Source organism: Tersicoccus mangrovi (assembly GCF_036881825.1).
In the GTDB taxonomy this organism is placed as follows: Bacteria; Actinomycetota; Actinomycetes; order Actinomycetales; family Micrococcaceae; genus Tersicoccus; species Tersicoccus mangrovi.
On sequence record NZ_JBAJMW010000003.1, the window covers coordinates 329709 to 348332 of the forward strand.

Annotated in this window: 16 protein-coding genes, 1 tRNA gene and 1 pseudogene; 10 read left to right on the forward strand and 8 right to left on the reverse strand. The window is 71.8% G+C overall.

The genetic code is table 11. The features are described from left to right. The first annotated feature begins 31 nt into the window (after positions 1 to 31). From V6N00_RS07645 to V6N00_RS07655, 3 genes are read left to right on the forward strand one after another with little or no spacing between them, the layout of a single operon-like run. A complete protein-coding gene (locus V6N00_RS07645; protein WP_334231479.1) occupies positions 32 to 2203 on the forward strand; it encodes a heavy metal translocating P-type ATPase in 2172 nt (723 codons plus the stop codon). A gap of 18 nt (positions 2204 to 2221) precedes the next feature. Continuing rightward, the gene (locus V6N00_RS07650; RefSeq protein ID WP_334231480.1) at positions 2222 to 2566 is read left to right on the forward strand and encodes a metal-sensitive transcriptional regulator; all 345 of its coding nucleotides are present in this window, start codon (positions 2222 to 2224) and stop codon (positions 2564 to 2566) included. Then, a complete protein-coding gene (locus V6N00_RS07655; RefSeq protein ID WP_334231481.1) occupies positions 2563 to 3318 on the forward strand; it encodes an SDR family NAD(P)-dependent oxidoreductase in 756 nt (251 codons plus the stop codon). The genes V6N00_RS07650 and V6N00_RS07655 overlap by 4 nt, the downstream gene beginning before the upstream one ends. 66 nt (positions 3319 to 3384) lie before the next feature. Here the strand turns inward: V6N00_RS07655 and V6N00_RS07660 are convergent. Further along, a pseudogene (locus V6N00_RS07660) lies at positions 3385 to 4622 on the reverse strand (YbfB/YjiJ family MFS transporter); the annotation flags it as partial. A 7-nt stretch (positions 4623 to 4629) separates the two neighbouring features. Between V6N00_RS07660 and V6N00_RS07665 the strand changes: the two are divergent. Then, positions 4630 to 5994, forward strand: coding sequence for an ATP-binding protein (locus V6N00_RS07665; RefSeq protein ID WP_334231482.1), 1365 nt, complete (start codon positions 4630 to 4632; stop codon positions 5992 to 5994). A 217-nt stretch (positions 5995 to 6211) separates the two neighbouring features. On the opposite strand, the gene V6N00_RS07670 is transcribed toward V6N00_RS07665, so the two are convergent. Together V6N00_RS07670 and V6N00_RS07675 are read right to left on the reverse strand one after the other, a co-directional pair. After that, positions 6212 to 6287: transfer RNA gene (locus V6N00_RS07670), tRNA-Lys, on the reverse strand. Positions 6288 to 6380: 93 nt separating this feature from the next. Then, on the reverse strand, positions 6381 to 6821 hold the full coding sequence (locus V6N00_RS07675) for a pilus assembly protein CpaE (RefSeq protein WP_334231483.1): 441 nt from the start codon (positions 6819 to 6821) through the stop codon (positions 6381 to 6383). Between the two features lie 204 nt (positions 6822 to 7025). On the opposite strand from V6N00_RS07675, the gene V6N00_RS07680 reads away from it, so the two are divergent. Further along, a complete protein-coding gene (locus V6N00_RS07680) occupies positions 7026 to 7583 on the forward strand; it encodes an ester cyclase (RefSeq protein WP_334231484.1) in 558 nt (185 codons plus the stop codon). A gap of 299 nt (positions 7584 to 7882) precedes the next feature. Here V6N00_RS07680 and V6N00_RS07685 read toward each other — a convergent pair whose 3' ends face one another. Both V6N00_RS07685 and V6N00_RS07690 read right to left on the reverse strand, forming a co-directional pair. Continuing rightward, entirely contained in the window at positions 7883 to 9742 is a 1860-nt protein-coding gene (locus V6N00_RS07685) for a 5-oxoprolinase subunit B/C family protein (protein ID WP_334231485.1), read from the reverse strand. After that, entirely contained in the window at positions 9739 to 10488 is a 750-nt protein-coding gene (locus V6N00_RS07690) for a LamB/YcsF family protein (protein ID WP_334231486.1), read from the reverse strand. Before V6N00_RS07690 ends, V6N00_RS07685 begins: the two co-directional genes overlap by 4 nt. A gap of 164 nt (positions 10489 to 10652) precedes the next feature. Here V6N00_RS07690 and V6N00_RS07695 point away from each other — a divergent pair, with 164 nt between their 5' ends. The 5 genes from V6N00_RS07695 (at position 10653) to V6N00_RS07715 (ending at position 15687) form a co-directional block, all read left to right on the forward strand. Continuing rightward, positions 10653 to 11444, forward strand: a complete 792-nt coding sequence (locus tag V6N00_RS07695) for a carbon-nitrogen hydrolase family protein (RefSeq protein WP_334231487.1) — start codon at positions 10653 to 10655, stop codon at positions 11442 to 11444. A 54-nt stretch (positions 11445 to 11498) separates the two neighbouring features. Next, positions 11499 to 12146 carry a hypothetical protein gene (locus tag V6N00_RS07700; RefSeq protein WP_334231488.1) on the forward strand — a complete coding sequence of 216 codons (648 nt, stop codon included), beginning with the start codon at positions 11499 to 11501 and terminating at the stop codon, positions 12144 to 12146. Between the two features lie 76 nt (positions 12147 to 12222). Then, the gene (locus tag V6N00_RS07705; protein WP_334231489.1) at positions 12223 to 13656 is read left to right on the forward strand and encodes a hypothetical protein; all 1434 of its coding nucleotides are present in this window, start codon (positions 12223 to 12225) and stop codon (positions 13654 to 13656) included. Positions 13657 to 14048: 392 nt separating this feature from the next. Then, positions 14049 to 14666 (forward strand): nuclease PIN, encoded by a 618-nt coding sequence (locus tag V6N00_RS07710; protein ID WP_334231490.1) that lies wholly within the window; start codon positions 14049 to 14051, stop codon positions 14664 to 14666. 1 nt (position 14667) lies between these two features. After that, on the forward strand, positions 14668 to 15687 hold the full coding sequence (locus tag V6N00_RS07715; protein ID WP_334231491.1) for an inorganic phosphate transporter: 1020 nt from the start codon (positions 14668 to 14670) through the stop codon (positions 15685 to 15687). 49 nt (positions 15688 to 15736) lie between these two features. On the opposite strand, the gene pstB is transcribed toward V6N00_RS07715, so the two are convergent. From pstB to pstC, 3 genes are read right to left on the reverse strand one after another with little or no spacing between them, the layout of a single operon-like run. Continuing rightward, positions 15737 to 16516 carry a phosphate ABC transporter ATP-binding protein PstB gene (gene pstB / locus V6N00_RS07720; RefSeq protein WP_334231492.1) on the reverse strand — a complete coding sequence of 260 codons (780 nt, stop codon included), beginning with the start codon at positions 16514 to 16516 and terminating at the stop codon, positions 15737 to 15739. Between the two features lie 41 nt (positions 16517 to 16557). Next, a complete protein-coding gene (pstA, locus tag V6N00_RS07725) occupies positions 16558 to 17664 on the reverse strand; it encodes a phosphate ABC transporter permease PstA (RefSeq protein ID WP_334231493.1) in 1107 nt (368 codons plus the stop codon). Continuing rightward, positions 17661 to 18596 (reverse strand): phosphate ABC transporter permease subunit PstC, encoded by a 936-nt coding sequence (gene pstC, locus V6N00_RS07730; RefSeq protein ID WP_334231494.1) that lies wholly within the window; start codon positions 18594 to 18596, stop codon positions 17661 to 17663. Before pstC ends, pstA begins: the two co-directional genes overlap by 4 nt. Positions 18597 to 18624: the final 28 nt, after the last annotated feature.

Consider the following 18624-nt stretch of genomic DNA (forward strand, 5'->3'; position numbering starts at 1 on the left):
TTATACCCCATGGGGGTATAGGGTAGACGCCATGAACCACGACCTGCACGCCGGTTCCGCCCTCGACGATCCGCGTACCGCTGCCGCTCCGCCCGAGCATGACCGAGCGAGCCACGAACAGCACCGGCACGAGGGCCACGAGCCCGACGCGCACGGCGGTCACGGCGGTCACGCCGGACACGGCGATCACGTCACCCAGTTCCGCCGGCTCTTCTGGATCATGCTCGTCCTCGCCGTGCCGGTCGTCGCCTTCAGCGGCATGTTCGCCCACCTGCTCGGCTACCACCTGCCCGATGCCGCGTGGGTGCCGTGGGTCTCCCCCGTGCTCGGCACCGTGCTCTACGTCTGGGGTGGCCGGCCGTTCCTCACCGGTGGCGTCGCGGAGCTGCGGTCTCGCCGGCCCGGGATGATGCTGCTGATCGCCCTCGCCATCACCGTCGCGTTCCTCGCGTCGTGGGGCGCGAGCCTCGGCGTGCTGGACGTGCAGTTGGACTTCTGGTGGGAGCTCGCGCTGCTCGTCGTCATCATGCTGCTCGGCCACTGGATCGAGATGCGGTCCCTGGCCATGACGACGTCGGCCCTGGACTCCCTCGCCGCGCTGCTGCCGGACGCGGCCGAGAAGATCGTCGGCGACGAGGTCGTGCCGGTCGCCCCGGACGAGCTCGCGGTCGGGGACGTCGTGCTCGTGCGTCCCGGAGCCGCGGTGCCCGCCGACGGGCGGATCGTCGACGGCACCGCCAGCATGGACGAGTCGATGGTCACCGGCGAGTCGACGCCGGTCGAGCGCTCGACCGGTGACCGCGTCGTCGCCGGCACCGTCGCCACCGACTCGGGGCTGCGCGTCGAGGTGACCGCCACCGGGGACGACACGGCGCTCGCCGGCATCCACAAGCTCGTGGCCGACGCGCAGAACTCCACCTCCCGCGCCCAGCGGATCGCCGACACCGCCGCCGCCTGGCTGTTCTGGTTCGCGCTCGGCTCCGCGGTGCTCACGGCACTCGTGTGGGTCGCGCTCGGGATGCCCGACGACGCCGTCGTGCGCACCATCACCGTTCTCGTCATCGCCTGCCCGCATGCTCTCGGCCTGGCCATCCCCCTCGTCGTCGCGATCGCGACGGAACGGGCGGCGCGCGGCGGTGTGCTCGTGACCGACCGGCTGGCCCTGGAGTCGATGCGCACCGTCGACACCGTCCTGATGGACAAGACCGGTACCCTGACCCGCGGCGAACCGACCGTCACCGTCGTCGCGACGGTGTCCGGAGCGGACGAAAGCCGGTCCCGGGACGACGTGCTCGCAGTCGCCGCCGCAGCCGAACGGGCGAGCGAGCACCCGCTGGCGAAGGCGATCGTCCGCGCCGCGGAGGACCGGGGGATCGACGTCCCGACGGCGGACGGCTTCACCTCCTCCCCCGCCGTCGGTGTGCGGGCCACCGTGGACGGCGACGTCGTCGAGGTCGGCGGCCCGCGCCTGCTCGAGCAGGGCGGCCTCGAGGAGCTGGCGGACACGGGCCGCTGGCACGACGAGGGGGCCATCGTCCTGCACGTCGTCATCGGCGGCCGGGTGGCCGGGGCGCTCCGGCTGGCCGACGAGGTGCGACCCGAGTCCCGCGAGGCCGTCGACGCGCTGCACGCGGCCGGCATCGAGGTCGTCATGGTCACCGGCGACGCCCGGGCCGTGGCCGAGACCGTCGCCCGCGACCTCGGCGTCGACCGGGTGTTCGCCGGCGTGCGGCCGGAGGACAAGGCCGCGACCGTCACCGGGCTGCAGCGCGAGGGTCGTCGCGTCGCCATGGTCGGCGACGGCGTCAACGACGCTCCCGCGCTCTCGGCGGCCGACGTCGGGATCGCGATCGGGGCCGGCACCGACGTGGCGATCGCCTCGGCCGGCGTCATCCTCGCCTCCTCGGACCCGCGCTCGGTGCTCTCCGTCATCGCGCTCTCCCGGGCCGCGTACCGGAAGATGAAGCAGAACCTGTGGTGGGCCGCCGGATACAATCTCATCTCCGTGCCGCTGGCCGCCGGTGTGCTGGCCCCGATCGGGTTCGTCCTGCCGATGAGCGTGGGAGCGATCCTGATGTCGATCTCCACCGTCGTCGTGGCGCTGAACGCGCAGCTGCTGCGCCGCCTCGACCTCACACCGGCCCGCAGCGCCGCCGCGTTCCTCGACCGCCGCACGCCCTCCCCGACCTCGTCATCCCGCTGAGAAAAGGAAGCCACTCCCATGGCCACCACTCCCGAGTCCCCCTCCACGACGGCCGCGTCCGATTCCACCCCGGCGAACGCCGTCCACGGGTACATCAGCGACAAGGACCGGTACCTGGCCCGGCTCAAGCGCATCGAGGGCCAGGCACGCGGCATCCACCGGATGATCGACGAGGACACGTACTGCATCGACATCCTCACGCAGATCAGCGCCCTGACCAGTGCCCTGGAGAACGTCGCCCTGGGCCTGCTCGACGACCACCTCAAGCACTGCGTCGTGGACGCGGCGAAGGCCGGCGGCCCGGACGCGGAGGTGAAGATCAAGGAAGCATCCGATGCCATCGCGCGTCTGGTGAAGTCATGACAGACCGTGACATCCTTCCGGAACTCATCGACGGACCGTTCGACCGCATCGCCCTCGTCACTGGGGCGAACAGCGGCATCGGCTACCAGATCGCGGACCAGCTGCTCGATCGCGGCCTGACCGTCTGGGTCGGCGCCCGCGACGAGACCCGGGGCGCCGACGCCGCCGAACGGCTCGGCCGTGGTGCTCGCGCGGTGCAGCTCGACGTCGTCGATCCGGAGTCCGTCGCCCGGGCGGCCAAGACCGTCGGCGACCTCGACGTCCTCGTCAACAACGCGGGCGTCAACCCCGGCGGTGAGGACATCGCGTCGACGTCGCTCGACCAGCTCCGTCTCGCCTACGAGACGAACGTGTTCGGCCTCATCGCCGTCACGCAGGCGTTCCTGCCCGCGCTGCAGCGCTCGGCCCATCCGCGCGTCGTCAACGTCTCGAGCGGCACCGGCTCGCTGACCTGGAACAGCGGACCCAACCCGCAGTTCGACTGGGAACGGGTGCGCGGCGGCGGCCTGGCCTACCGGTCCTCGAAGACCGCGGTCAACGCGGTGACGCTGCTGACGGCCCAGTCCCTCGACGAGCGGGTCAAGGTCAACGCGCTCGCGCCCGGCCTGCGCGTCACCAACCTGATCCCGGGCATGACGGCGGGCGGGGACCCGGCGGAGGCGGCGAGCGGAGCCGTCCGGCTCGCGCTGCTGCCGGACTCCGGCCCGACCGGCGCGCTGTGGTCCTGGGACGGGACGCGCGCACCCTGGTGAGGCCCGTCTGACGTGCGCCCTCGGGCGCCCGTCAGACCCCGGCGCTCAGGCCGATTCCGGACGCGGCAGCCGGAACCGCAGGAGTGCGGCCGCGACGGCGGCAGCGAGGACCATCAGGGCGCCGACGAGCAGCGCGGACCGGTATCCGGAGCCCAGCAGAGGGGCGACGACGAGCGGGCCGGCGACCTGCCCCACGCTGTACCCGGCGGTCATGACCGCCACGGCGCCGCCCACTCGGAGCTGCCGCCCCGTGGCGAGAGAGAGGTTCGTGACGCCCATGAAGGTGGCACCGAACAGCACCGCCGAGGCGATGGCCGCCGACGGACTGCCCGAGAGGGCCGGCAGGCCGATGCCGATTGCCTGCAGCAGCAGTGCCCCCGCGATGAGCGCGTGCCGGGACACCCGGGCACTCAGCCGGGACCACAGGGCGCTGGACGGCAGGGCCACGAGCCCGACGATGGTTCACACGCTGCCACTGAGCCAGCCCGGTGCGGTCGCATGGACCGCCGCGACGAGGAACGTGCCGGCGATGATGTACCCCGCGCCCTCCAGCACGTAGGAGGCCAGGAGGAGACCGAAGCCCCGGGTCCGGCGGACACCCGGGGCCGCCGTGGTCGCCGCGTGGACGGGGCGCGGGCCCACCTGTCCGACGGACCAGCCGACCGCCAGCACCAGGGCGATCAGCACGGCGGAGACCCACCAGGCCGTCTGCCAGTCACCGGCCCGCTGCACGACGGCGACGAGGACGCCGGAGAGGGCGATACCGGCACCGACCCTCCGTACGCCCACCCCACCAGGTGCTCCGCCGAACCGGCGAGATCGGTGAGGATCGCGTTGCCCGCGACCATGAACACGACCGTACTCGCGACCCCGGCGACACCGCGCAACGTCATCCAGGTGGCGACGTCGTGCACCAGGGGCATGCCCGCGAGGGTGATCACGAGGGCGACGCCGCTGATCCGCAGCGCCGGTCGGGAACGGCTGACGGCCGGCAGGACGATGCCGAGAACCGCGCCGACGAGATAGCCGAGGTAGTTGGCCGTCGCGAGGATGCTCGCCTGTTGCGGGGACAGCCCCGCCTGCGCCTCCATCAGCGGCAGGATCGGCGTGAACACGAAGCGGCCCACGCCCATGGCCGCCGCCAGCACGGCGGCCGTCCGGATGACGGCCGACCAGCCGGGCCGGGTTCCCGTCCGCCCCGTGGTGAGGACCACGATTGTCGTTTCCTTTCGATCGCCGGCAGTCGGCGCCCCAGCGCGGGATGGGCGCCAGTCGGCCGTCGATTCGCGCCGCACCTGCACCATCCGGGCTGTGGCGATCGCCGACTGCAGCCTGCACCCGATACCGCCGATTGGTTGGACCGGTGCTCATCCCACATATCAATCCGCGCCACTATCAGTGATAAATTTATCGACCAAACTTGACCATGATAAATTTATCTTTGTGAGATCAGCCACGAACAATCCCTTCAATCCGGGGTCCGATTTCGTGCCACAGGTCTGGGCCGGCCGTACCGCGCAACTCAACGACTGGCGCGATGTGGTCCGGCCTCGGCTCCTGCGCGGGCTTCCCGAGCGGGGACGCACGGTCCTGGGCGAGCCTGGTCTGGGCAAGTCCGCGCTCGTCCGCCGAATCGCAGCCGACGCGGTGGACGGGGGTGGATGGGTCACCCCGCAGCTACGCATTCCTTCGGGTGCGGATCCCCTGAAGCTCGTCGCAACCGCTCTGCTGAACCTTGCGCAGGAAGCCGGGCTGCCGTCGCGGCGCGAGAAGCGCATCAAGGACCTGCTCAGCCGGGTGCAGTCGGTTGCGGCAAGTGGCATCTCGATCGGGCTGCGCGAGAGCAATGGCGCGGATCCACATGTGGAGTTGACCGAGTTGCTTGTCGAGATCGGCCGGGCTGCCATGCAGCGCAACGTGATCTGCCTGATCCACATCGACGAGGTCCAGAACATCACCGACGAGCAGGCGCTCTCGCAGTTGCTCATCGCCCTGGGTGATGCGATCACGCGTCTGGTTCAGGTCGAGGTGCCCGGGCAAGTGAGACTCGAGCGTGCCCTGCCGATCGCCGTGTACCTGACGGGGTTGCCCGAATTCGAGGATCGGGCCGGAGCACACACGGGCGCCACCTTTGCGCGGCGCTTCGCGACAACGGTTCTTTCTGCCATCGACGACGACGACCTCACCTTGGCGCTGCAGGAGTTTGTCGTACCCGGGTGGTCAGTCACGGACGATCGCGGAGACCCAGGCATCGTCCGGATGACGCCGGAGGCCGTGGCGGACATCGTCGAGCTGTGTCGAGGAGAGCCATTCCTCTTCCAACTCGCTGGTGAACGGGCCTGGTACGCCGACGACAGCGACCTGATCACCGGGGACCAGGTGAGAAGGGGGTGGCGAGCAGCCCAACGTGAAGCAGCTGCTCATGTCGAACGCATCCTTGGGCGCCTGCCTCAGCGTGAACGAGAACTCGTGGAGGCCATGGCGCAACTCCCGGAGGCCGAACGCACGTTGACCCGCATCGCCGAACGTGCAGGCTTCACCTCCGCATCCGCGGCCGGCCCGACCTCGCAGCGACTGGACACCGTTCGCGGCATCATCGACCGCGGGAAGCCATACGGCTTCCGTCACCGCGCAGTCGAGGCATACCTGACAAGCGACTGGCCCTCGATTGGTTGAGCGGCTCGTACTCTTGGCCCCCGGGTTGTCAGCCGTCACCAGAGCGCCGAGACGGCTACGTCGGCGGACGGCAACGTCGATGGGTACCGCTGACGACGCACGCAACGGCGAATTCGGCTCGTTCCACAGCGACGGCTATCCGGCCGAACTGCACGTGAGCACGCACCTCGGGGGGACGTGGCGCAGTTGCTCGAAGTGAAGCGAAGACGAGCCGATGTGGTGGGCCCCGTGGGGCTCGAACCCACGACCCGCGGATTAAAAGTCCGATGCTCTACCAACTGAGCTAGAGGCCCCTGCCCGCGCGCGGGCTGCCTCCACGTTAGCGCATGGCGACGGGCCTGACGGCCTCGTCAGGGCGGTGGTCGGCACGGCACTCGGCGCGGCACTCAGGACGGTGGCGCGACGGCCAGCAGGAGCAGCGCCAGCAGCGCCTCCCCGTAGGCGTCCGCGGCTGTGGCCCCGGTGAACACCCGGTCCTCGCCCCGCGGCGTCGCCCGCACCGTGAAGCCGCCGTCGTCGTCGACGGTCAGCGAACGGAACCCGTCCCGCAGCAGGTCGCGCAGCTGCCCCTCGGCCGGCAGCCAGAGGGCATCCTGCAGTGCGACCGAGTCGAGCGCCCACTCGGTCGTGCCGTTGAAACCGAGGATCGTACCGGTCGGGTACTCGTGCGCCTCGATGGTCATGTCGCTGACGGTGTAGACGTCCTTGCGGTCCTCGTCCGGCACCAGCCGGGACTGCTCGGGATCGAGCACGAAGCGGTCCCCCGGTTCCGGGGTCCAGCGCAGACCGGCGGTGCGCAGCGCCCGCGCCAGTTCGGTCGAGATCATGGTCGGGCCTCCTGTTCTGGGTCTCCAGCGTCCAAGGTCTTCCGCGCTGCCGGGCGTTGTGCGGTGCCGGGTGTCCGGCGTCCTGGGGCGCGGGGACGTGTCTGCCAGTATGCCCGGGGCCCGGCGGCCGCGCACGGCGCCGGTCCCGTCCGCTGCGAGTAGCGTGACCGGTGATCCCTCGTGTCGCTCACTGCGGAGGTCGCGATGTCCCGCTCGCCCGAGGACGAGGCACTGGCCGCTCTGACCGTGCGCGCGGTGTTGATGATGCCGGACGGTTCGCCCGCCGACTTCGCGGCGGTCTACGCCCCGGACGCCGTCAACCGGGAGGCCGTCGCCGAGCCGCCCGAGTGCCGGGTCGGCGGGCCCGCCGCGTTCCACGCCACGGCCCAGTGGCTCCGCGCGGCCTTCAGCGACCTGGACTTCACGGTCGACGCCGTCGTCGTGGACGCCGACACCGTGGTCACCCTCGGCACCATGGCCGGCCGGCACACCGGCACCTTCACCCTGTGGCGTCCGGACGGCGGCCTCGACCGGGCACTGCCGCCCACCGGCCGCTCATTCCGGGTGAAGTACGCCCACGCGATGCGGATGCGGGACGGGCAGATCGTCGAGCACTGGGCCTACCGCGACGACCTCGGGCAGGCACGCCAGTTGGGCTGGATGCCTCCCAGTCCAGTGCATCTGGTGCGGTCGGCTGTGGCGACGGCGGCCCTGCGCCGTCGGCTGCGGCAGGCAGACCCGGTCGTCGACGGGGACGGCTGACAGGACGGCGACGCGCCGGCCACGGGCGGAACTCGGCGGAGGCTCTGTCACTCGGTCCCACGACACGCCGGCCACGGACGGGACCGGGTGGGGGCCCCGTCACCCGGTCTCACGACACGCCTCGATGTATCGGGACAGAGCGCCATATCCCCGTCGGACGCGGCGTGTCATGGGACCGGGTACAGGACCGGGTGCGGATACGGGACCGCTGATGCATCCGACAAGAGTCCGACGAGAGCCTGACGACCATGTCGGCGTCCGGCGCCGCCCGACCGGCGGCGGCCCCGACAACGACCCCGTCAGCGGCGGAAGAGGGATCCGATCACCCGTTCGACCCGGTTCACCGGACCCTGCAGGCCGGCGCCGAAGCGGAAGGCGCCGTCGGTGAACCGCAGGCCCTGGCCCGGCCGCAGCTGGGCCAGGACGTCGAGGTCCGCGTCGACGACGACGGCGATCACGGGGTAACCGCCGGTCACCGGGTGGTCGGCGAGGAACACCGTCGGCAGACCGGACGGCGGCACCTGCAGCGACCCGGTGACCATGCCCTCGCTCGGCAGCTCGTCGTCGCGCACGCGCGTCAGGGTCGGCCCGTCGAGCCGGATGCCGACGCGGTTGGAGTCGCCGGTGGCGGTCCACCGCGCGTCCATCAGCGCCTGCCACGCGGCGTCGTCGAACCAGTCCCGGCGCGGGCCGGGCCGCACGCGTACGACGACGTCGCCGTCGCCGTCGGGCAGCGTGCGCGGCCGCAGCGGCCGGGACGGCCGGGCGAGGGTCAGCCGGGTGCGGCCGACCGTCAGCTCGTCGCCCGCGGCCAGCGAGGCGGGCCCGAGGCCGGAGAGCAGGTCGGCACTGGCGGAGCCGAGCACCGGTGTCGCGTCGATGCCGCCCTGGAAGGCGACGTAGTAGCGCATGCCCGCGACCGCGGGACCGAGGTCGAGCAGGCCGCCGGCGGGGATCGTCACAGCGCGGTTCTGCGGCGCCGGCTCGGCGTTGATGCGCACGGGTCCGGTCGCCCCGGTCACGGCGACGAGCAGTTCCGCGTGGGCGCGCAGCTGCAGGCCACCGTGCAGCACCTCCAGCACGGGCGTGCCTGGGTCGTTGCCGACGAGGGCGGTGGCGACGGCGGCCGCGTGCCGGTCGAGCGCGCCGGCAGGGCTCACGCCGAGGTCGGCCCGCCCGCTCCGGCCGGCGTCCTGCACGAGGGTCTGGGGCCCGGCCTGCAGGACGGTGAGCTTGCGGACCGCAGGCGAGGACGGGCGGACGGAGGTGGCCCCGGCCAGCGTGCGAGCCGCGGTCCCGGCGCCGTCCGGCGTGGCCGTTGCGGTCTCGGCGATCGAGGCGGTCGAGGCGTCCGGGTCGTCGGCCACCACGAAGCGGACGGTGTCGCCGGGACCGACCGCCGCGGGCGGCTCGGCGGTGGCGTCCCACATCGGGTGGTCCGTGCGGCCGATCAGCCGCCAGCCGCCCGGCGAGGCCGCCGGGTAGACGGCGCTGAAGCCGTCCGCGAGCGCGACGGACCCGGGCCGTACCCGGGTGCGCGGGGTGGGCAGCCGACGCACGGTCAGGCCGCCGTCGGTGGAAGCACCCGAGGATCCGGACGGCGCATCCGCACCGCCCGTTGCCCCCGGCAGCAGATACCCGAAGCCGGGCGCGAAACCCATGAAGCCGACGCGCCACGTCGTGCCCGTGTGCCGGGCGATGACCTCGTCGGCGTCGATGCCGAGCTCGGCGGCGACGTCGGCCAGGTCCGGCCCGTCATAGTGGACCGGGACGGTGATCTCCCGGCCGGCGGCGGTCGCCTCGGACCCGGCGGCGTCGTCGGCCGACGCGAGGGCGGCCTCGACCCACGCGCTCACCCGGCCGAGATCCGCCGGGCTCGTCGCGATGACGAGGAGGGTGCGGGCGGCCGGCACGAGCTCGGCGACACCGTCGGGCCGCGCGTCCTGCAGCCGGGACCTCAGTCGCAGCACGGCGGCGTTGTCCGCGACCTCGACGAGCAGGGCGCGGTCGCCGTTGGGCAGGATCCGGCCCGCGGGGCCGTGCGCCGACCGGTCCTGCGCCGACCGGTCCCGCGCAGGCAGGTCCTGAGCCGGCAGGTCGGGAGGCGAAACGTCCTGACCCGCCTGGTCCTGACGCGGCTGCTCCCCGGTGCCGCTCATGCGAAGGCCGCCAGCTCGATGCCGGCCCGGGTCAGGGCCTCACGTACCGCGCCGGCCATGGCCACGGCGCCCTGGGTGTCCCCGTGCACGCACAGGGAACGGGGGCTCACCTCGGCGACGGTGCCGTCCACGGCCGTGACCACCCCGTCGCGGGCCATCACCACGGCGCGGTCGGCGATCGCGTCGACGTCGTGCAGCACCGCACCCTCCTCGCGCCGCGAGACGAGCGATCCGCCCGGGGTGTACGCGCGGTCCACGAAGGCCTCACGGACGAACGGATGGCCCTCTTCGGCGCAGACCGCCTCGATCACCGAGGCCGGCAGGCCCAGGATCGGCAGGGCGGGATCGGCCAGGCGCACCGCAGCGACCACCGCCTGGGCCTGCGTCTCGTCGACCGCGATGGTGTTGTACAGGGCGCCGTGCGGCTTGACGTAGCGGACGGCGATGCCGGTGGCCCGGGCGATCCCGTCCAGCGCGGCCAGCTGGTAGAGCACGTCCGCGGTCAGCTCGTCCGGCGCGACGTCCATCCGGCGGCGGCCGAAGCCGGCCAGGTCCCGGTAGGCGACGTGCGCGCCGACGGCGACGCCGTGCTCACCGGCGAGGCGGCACGAGCGCAGCATGGTCATCGGGTCCCCGGCGTGGAATCCGCAGGCGACGTTCACGCTGGTGACGAGGGAGAACATCGCCTCGTCATCGCCCATGGTCCACGCACCGAAGGACTCCCCGAGATCACAGTTCAGGTCCATCGCGCCTCCTGACGACGCCGGCGGGTCGATCTTTCCCCATTATGAACACAGGGGCTCGGAGCACAGGGCGCTGACCGGGCCGCGGGTGGCACCGCCCACCGCCGTCGCCGATGGGACACCTCGTCACCTACGGTGGAGGGACGAGACCCGGAGGACACGTTCTGATGCGTACAGCACTGGCCCAGATCACCAGCGGAGCCGATCTCGAGGAGAACCTCGCCCTGGTCCGCGAGTACACCGCCCGCGCGGCCGCCGAGGGGGCGCGGCTCGTCGTGTTCCCCGAGGCGACGATGCGCGCCTTCGGGCACCGGCTGACCGACATCGCAGAGCCTGTCGACGGCCCCTGGGCGAACGCGGTGCGGCAGATCGCCGCCGAGCACGACGTCACCGTCGTCGTCGGCATGTTCACCCCCGGAGCCGACGGCAAGGTGCGCAACACGCTGCTCGCCACCGGGCCCGGCGTGGACGTGCACTACGACAAGATCCACCTCTACGACGCGTTCGGGTTCGCGGAGTCGGACACCGTGGACGCCGGGGACACCCCCGTGACGTTCACCGTGGACGGTGTCACGGTCGGCCTGGCCACCTGCTACGACGTGCGCTTCCCCGCCCTGTTCACGCGGCTCGCGAATGAGGGTGCCCAGCTGATCGCCGTGTGCGCGTCCTGGGGCGCCGGGCCCACCAAGACGGAGCAGTGGGACCTGCTGGTGCGGGCCCGCGCCCTCGACGCGACCGCCTGGATCGCGGCGGCGGGCCAGGCCGACCCCGAGGTCACCGGCGTCCCGGTCACGGAGGGCGCTCCCACGGGCGTAGGCCACAGCGCGCTGGTCGATCCGCTCGGCTTCCCCGTCGCCGCGCTCGACGGCGAGGCGGACCTGCTCGTCGCCGACGTCGACCCCGACGTCGTCGCGACGACCCGCCGCACCCTGCCGGTGCTCGCCAACGCCCGGCTCTGAGCGGGTCGTCCGGACGACGGATTCGTCCGGAGGGCCGGGAGTATCCTGACGGGCATGAGCGAGAAGCCCGGCTCTTCAGCACCCCGACCGCACCGCCCCGTGCAGATGGACCCCGCGGGGTTCGAGTCCTACGAGGGCGGTGCGGATCCCGTCCGGATCTCGGAGGCCGCGCACCTGGCCGCCCGCGCGCTCGTGCACCACGGCCGCGCGTCCGAGGACCCCGAGGTGACCAGGCGGCTGGTCAAGCTCGCCGACAAGCAGGGCCTCGAGGCCATCGCGGAGATGTGGGCCGAGAGCCCGGCCCGCTCGCTGCCGGGCGCCCTGTGGCGGCTGTACGCGATCCGGGCGTCCGCCCAGCGCGACCCGCAGCGCATCGCCGAGTACTTCAAGGCCGGCCAGTCGGTCGCGCAGGTGTCCAACGTGGTGGCCGGCGCGGCCGAGCCCCCGGGCGCCGTCGAGATGCAGGAGATGGCCGACGCCATCCTCTCGGGCGCGTTCGACGGGGACTTCGACGTCGCGCTCGAGCGCAGCGCCGCCTTCTGCCGCGTCGTGGCCCTCGGCCAGGCGAACTTCGCCGACGACGCGGAGACCAGCAAGCCCGAGCACGCCACCGAGCTCACCCGCCGCTCCCACCGCCTGATCAAGACAGCGGAGGACCTCGAGGCGTCCGCCGAGGCCTGGCGCAAGGGCCACCTGGACTGACGCCCGTACCGCGGCTGACGCCGCGCGGAACCCGGGTCCCGGGACCGTCGCCGGCCGCGCCGATAGGCTGGAACGCATGCAGATCCGGCCAGAGGACCAGCCCGACGACTCCACCGGCGCCCGCCGTTTCCGGGGGTCCGCGTCGCCGACGGAGCCGATCGCCACGTCGTCGTGGGACCGGACCCAGCCCATCGACCGCCCCGGCCGTCCTCGCTCCGCCCGGGGCGACCTGGACGGCGGCGAGCCCACGCAGGCGAATCCGACCGTGCCCCTGGACCGTTCCCGCACGTCGCGGGAGAACGCCGACGGCGGCAACGGTCAGGACTACAGCAACTGGTACGACTCCGACCTCTACGTCGGCGACGACGAGGACACCGCGACCCGGCCGATCGAGACGCCGCGCCGTGGACGTGCCGACGACCCGGCCGACGCCCGCACGCAGGCCATCGACCGGCAGCCGGCCTCGACGGCGCCGCAACCGATCAGCAGCGAGCGCGCGACCTGGTACCAGGACGGTGAGGACGACGACGACCGGTACCCGGACGACGCCGACGACCGTGCCGGCGCCCGGAACGGCCGACAGGGCCGGGACGATCGTCGGTACGACGTCGACGCTCGCGACGCCTGGGCCTCGGACCGGGACCCGTACCGCGTGAACATCGCCGTCAAGCTGGGCCTGCTCGTGCTCGGCCTCGTCCTGGCGGTGATCGCCGCGGTGCTGCTCGGCATGAACGGGCAGGCCGCCGCCGGATCGATCCGCCCGAACACCGCACTCGGCCCGGGCCTGCTCGAGGTGCTGGGGTTCGGCGCCGGCCTGCTGTGCGTGGCGATCGTGCTGATCGCCGGCCGCACGAGTTCGACCGCTCCCCTGATGGGGTCGATCATCGGGCTGCCCGCCCTGATCGCGATGTTCAGCGGCGACGCCGCGGGACTGGTGCGGGGACAACTCACCTCGTGGGGCGTACCGGGGCCGGTGGCCGAGGCGTTCGTCCGCCCCGAGACCGCCCTGGCCGGTGTCCTCCTCCTGCTGATCGGCGTCGCGTTCTCGACGCGGCGCCGGGCCGAGGACCTGGCGGGACCGGTGAGTTCGTTCTTCCTCGGCCTCTTCTCGACAGTCTGCTTCGTCCCGGGCCTGGCGTTGTTCGCCCTCGCGACCCAGGAGAACCTGCTGCGCTCGTTCGCCCAGGCGGGCTGGCCGTCCGCGGACGTCACCCGGCCGGTCGCCATCGTGGTCGGCATCATCCTGATGGCGATCGGCATCGCCTGCACGTCGCGTGCGTCCGGCGGCATGGTGGTCAGCGGGGTGCTCGTGCTCGTCGTCGCCGTCGCGGCCGGATTCGTCTTCCTGGCCGCCTCGGCCGTGCTGCCTGCCGGCGTGGCCGACCTCGTCCAGCGGGACGTCACCGTCACAGCGCCGCTGGTGGCGATCCTCGCCGGTGTGGCATTGATCGTGGCCTCGTTCGCCGGCCTGTCACTGGGCCGGGAACGGGAGCCGGCCGCCCGCTACTGAGGGCGGGCCTGTCGCTGGGCCGGGAACGGGAGCCGGCCGCCCGCTACTGAGGGCCGGCCTGTCGTCGCGGGCAGTCGGTGCCGCGTCGCGACCCCGTCCTGACCTGCGTTTTCTTCCGCCTTGGGGGCATCGGCCGCGGTCGTGTTTGACACGGCCCGAAGTCGAGGAGTTGACTGAGTTACGGCGTCGGACCGTGGCAGCCCCGGGCTCCAACATATAGCCGCTTCGAGCGGCCTTACGCCGAGAGGCGCTCCCGGTTCGGCGCCACCTCTCTGCCCGGAAACATCCGGCGCGAGGGCGTGGCAACCCCGAATCCTGGCCGGATCGGCCCACGACGACGATCCACCGCGAAGCTCCCGCCCCCGTTCACGCGCGCCGGATACAGTGACCCCGTGCGTTTCACGTTGTTCCCCCAGCAGAACGAGGGGATCGAGCTGCTGACCGAGATGGCGAAGCAGCTCGGCGAAGCGGTCCGCATCCTCGGAGAGCTCCTCGGCGCATCCGTGCAGGACGCCGGCCGGCTCTCCGCCTCCCTCCACGAACTCGACGCGACCACCGCCAATCTGCAGTTCGCGCTGCTGACCCGGATGCGCACGAGCCTCATCTCGCCGCTGCCGCGCGAGGACCTCTACGCCCTCGCCGTGCACATCACCGGCGTCATGACGAGCCTGGACGCCGCGGGACACCTGATCGAGCTGCACCGGCTGACCAACCTCTCCCGCCGCCCCACCGAGCAGCTCGAGGTGATCAGCCAGCAGGTGGACAGCACGACGCGCGCCATGCGCCGGCTCACCACCCTGGACGAGCTCGAGGACTACTGGATCGAGGTGCACCGCCTGTCCCGCCGGGCGGAGAGCACCCACCGCAAGCACCTGGCCGAACTGCTCGCCGAACAGACGCACAACGGCTTCCAGCGCCACCGCTTCCTCGCCGACCAGCTCGTCGACACGACCCGACGACTGCGCGACATGGCCAGCGACATCGGCCAGATCATCGTGCGGGAATCGTAGGGTGTCGCTGCTGCTCGTCGTCACCCTCGTGGTGGGCGGAGCCCTCGTCTTCATCGCCGGATTCCACGACGTCGCCAACTCGATCGCGACGTCGGTGCGTACCCAGGCGCTCAGCCCGTCGATCGCCGTGCTCGTGGCCGCCGTGTTCAACGCCTTCGGTTGCCTCGCCGGCACGGCCCTGGGCACGACGGTGGCCGGCTGGCTCGTGCTGCCGGACGGGCGCTTCGGGCTGGCCGTGCTGCTGTGCGGGATGCTCGCCGCGTGCTGCTGGGGCCTGCTGACCTACTGGTGGTCGCTCCCCTCGTCCACCACGCACGCCCTCATCTCCGGGCTCGTCGGCGCGTCCGTCGCCACCGTGATGCTCGGCCACGAGGCGCTCGACGGCGTGGACGGCCAGTTCTGGATCTCGGTCGCCCTGCCGCTGCTCGCGACGCCGATCGTCGCCTTCGGGCTCAGCTTCGCCGCCGTCGCCCTCTTCGGCTACCTCGACCGGAACGCGGAGGTGCGGTTCCTCTCCGCCCGCAACCGGGCGGCCCTCGCCGTCGGGGCCGCCGTCGTCTCGCTGGGCCACGGCATGCAGACGGGGCTGCGCTCGATCACGTTGATGACGGCGGCGCTGATCACCGCCGGCGTCGTGGGCCGCGACGGTGGCCCGATCGGCGTCGTCGTCGCCGTCGTGGCGGTGATCGGGGCGGCCGGGTGCCTCACGGGCGGCTGGCGCATCACCCACACGCTCGCGTTCCGCCTGGTGCGCATCGACCCGCTTCGGGCGATGGTCACCCAGTGGATCAGCGCCGCGCTCATGTTCGGCGGCTCGACCGTCCTGGACGTTCCCGTCTCCAGTAGCCAGACGGTCGCCGCAGGACTGCTCGGCACCGCGGCCAACCACCGGTTCGTGGCGATCAACCGCCCGCTGGCCGGCCGGATCGTCGGCGTGTGGGTCCTCACCGTCCCGGCGTGCCTGCTGCTGGGCGGCGTGCTGTGCCTGGCCATCGACCCGCTGGTCGCCCTCGCCCGCTGACCCGCGTCGGACCCGCGTCAGCTGGACGGCACCCCTCAGTGCGTGACGATCACCCGAAGCGGCCGGAGACGTAGTCCTCGGTCGCCTTGACGGACGGGTTGTTGAAGATCGTCTTCGTGTCGTTGTACTCGATCAGCTTGCCCGGCTTGCCCGTGCCGGCGATGTTGAAGAAGGCCGTCTTGTCCGACACGCGCGCCGCCTGCTGCATGTTGTGCGTGACGATGACGACGGTGTACTTCTCCTTGAGCTCGTTGATCAGGTCCTCGACCGCGAGCGTGGAGATGGGGTCCAGGGCCGAGCAGGGCTCGTCCATGAGGATGACGTCCGGCTGCACCGCGATGGTGCGGGCGATGCACAGACGCTGCTGCTGGCCGCCCGAGAGACCGGAGCCCGGCTTGTCGAGGCGGTCCTTGACCTCGTTCCACAGGTTGGCGCCGCGCAGGGAGGTCTCGACGATCTCCTCCTCGGCGCGCTTGCCGAGCCGTTTGCCGTTGAGCTTGACGCCGGCGAGCACGTTGTCGCGGATGGACATGGTCGGGAACGGGTTCGGCCGCTGGAAGACCATGCCGACCTGGCTGCGCACGGTGACGGGGTCTACGCCGGGCGCGTAGATGTCGTCCCCGTCGAGCAGCATCTTCCCCTCGACGTGGGCGCCGGGGAGCACCTCGTGCATCCGGTTGATCGTGCGCAGGAACGTCGTCTTGCCGCAGCCGGAGGGGCCGATGAACGCCGTCACGGACCGCGGCTCGATGCTGATCGAGACGCCCTCCACAGCGAGGAACTTCGAGTAGTAGACGTTCAGATCGTCCACGTCGATGCGCTTGGACACGGGTACTTCCTTCAGGTTCGGGGACTGTCGACCGGGTGCGGTCAGCGGCCGGAGGTCTTGGGGGCGAAGAGGCGGGCGACCAGACGGGCGACGAGGTTCAGCAGCATCACCAGCACGATCAGGATGAGCGCGGCCGCCCACGCCCGCTGCTCACTGGGGCCCGGGTTCGTCGGTGACGTCGGCGTCAGGATCTGCGTGTAGATGTAGGCCGGCAGCGACTGCATCCAGCCCGCGAACACGTTGCTGTTGATGCCCGTCGCGAAACCCGCGGTGACGATCAGCGGCGCCGTCTCCCCGATCACGCGGGAGATCGCCAGCGTCACGCCGGAGGCGATGCCGGAGATCGCCGTCGGGATGACCACCTTGAGGATGGTGCGCCACTTGCGCACGCCGAGCGCGTAGGAGGCCTCCCGGAGCTCGTTCGGCACGATCCGCAGCATCTCCTCCGCAGAGCGGACGACGGTCGGGATCATGAGCACCGACAGGGCGATCGCGCCGACGATGCCCGCCTTGAAGCCGGGCCCGAGCAGGAGCCCGAACAGGGCGGCGGCGAACAGACCGGCGACGATCGACGGGATGCCGGTCATGACGTCGACGAAGAAGGTGATCGCGCGGGACAGTGCCTTGCCCTGCCCGTACTCGACGAGGTAGACGGCGGTGAGCAGGCCGATCGGGACCGAGATGATCGTGGCCCAGACGGTGATCAGGACGCTGCCGAGAATGGCGTGGTAGGCGCCGCCGAGGACGGCGGTCCCCTCCCGCACGGCCTTGTTGTCCTGCGCGCCCGTCATGCCGTTCATGGACGTGGAGAGGAAATTGCCCGTCAACCCCGGGACGCCCTTGCCGAGCACCGTCCAGATGACCGAGAGCAGCGGCAGAAGGGCGACGATGAACGCCGCGACGATGAGGGCCGAGGCCAGCGCGTCGACGCCCTTGCGCCGGCCCTCCACGAGGCCGACCGTGACCGGCCAGCCGATCACGAACAGGACGGCGGCGATGAGGAGCCAGCCGACGAGGGAGAAGCCGATCAGGGAGGACAGCGCGGCGCCGAGGACGAGGGCCGCGACGAGGATCGCCCACCGGGTCCACGGTGGCAGCGTGCCGCGCGTGAGGGCCGAACGGCCGCGGATCTGGGTGGTGGCGGTCATCCGTTCGCTCCTGAGAACTCCTTGTGGCGGCCGATGATCCAGCGGGCGAGGACGTTGACCGCGAGGGTGATGACGAACAGCACGAGGCCGGCGGCGATCAGCTCGGAGAGCCGCAGCCCGAAGGCCTCGGGGAAGTTCAGGGCGATCTCGGCCGCGATGGTCTGGTTGCCGGACTGGATCAGGCTCGCCTTCAGGCCGCCCGAGGAGAGCACCATGGCCACGGCCATGGTCTCGCCGAGCGCCCGGCCGAGGGCGAGCATGATCGAGCTGACGATGCCCGCGCGCGCGAAGGGCAGCACCGACATGCGGATCATCTCCCAGCGCGTGGCGCCGAGGGCGAGCGCGGCCTCCTCGTGCAGCTTCGGGGTCTGCAGGAAGATCTCGCGCGACAGGGAGGTGATGATCGGCAGGATCATCACGGACAGGACGATGCCGGCGGTCAGCATCGTCTTGCCGGTGCCGGAGGAGGGCCCGGCGAAGAGCGGGATCCAGCCGGCGTAGGTGGCCAGCCAGTCGTACACCGGCACCAGGGCGGGCGCGAGGAACGCGATGCCCCACGCGCCGTAGATCACCGAGGGGATCGCCGCGAGCAGGTCGATCACGTAGCCGAGGCCCTGCGAGACCCGCCGCGGGGCGTAGTGCGAGATGAACAGGGCCACGCCGATACCGATCGGGGTGGCGATCACCAGGGCGATCGCGGCGGCGATCAGGGTGCCGACGACCAGTGGCAGGATGTATGTGCCGAAGCCGGCGCCCCCGCTGATGTCCGCCGGGTTCGCGCCGAACGTCGGCAGCGCCTGCACGAGCAGGAAGAGGGCGACCGCGAACAGGACGACGAGGATGAGGATCCCCGCCGCCAGCGCAGCGCCCGAGAAGACCTTGTCCCCGGCTCGGCCGGAACCTCCCGGTCGGGAAGTGGAGCCGGCCCCCACCAGCTGATTCCTCGTGAGTGACACTCGT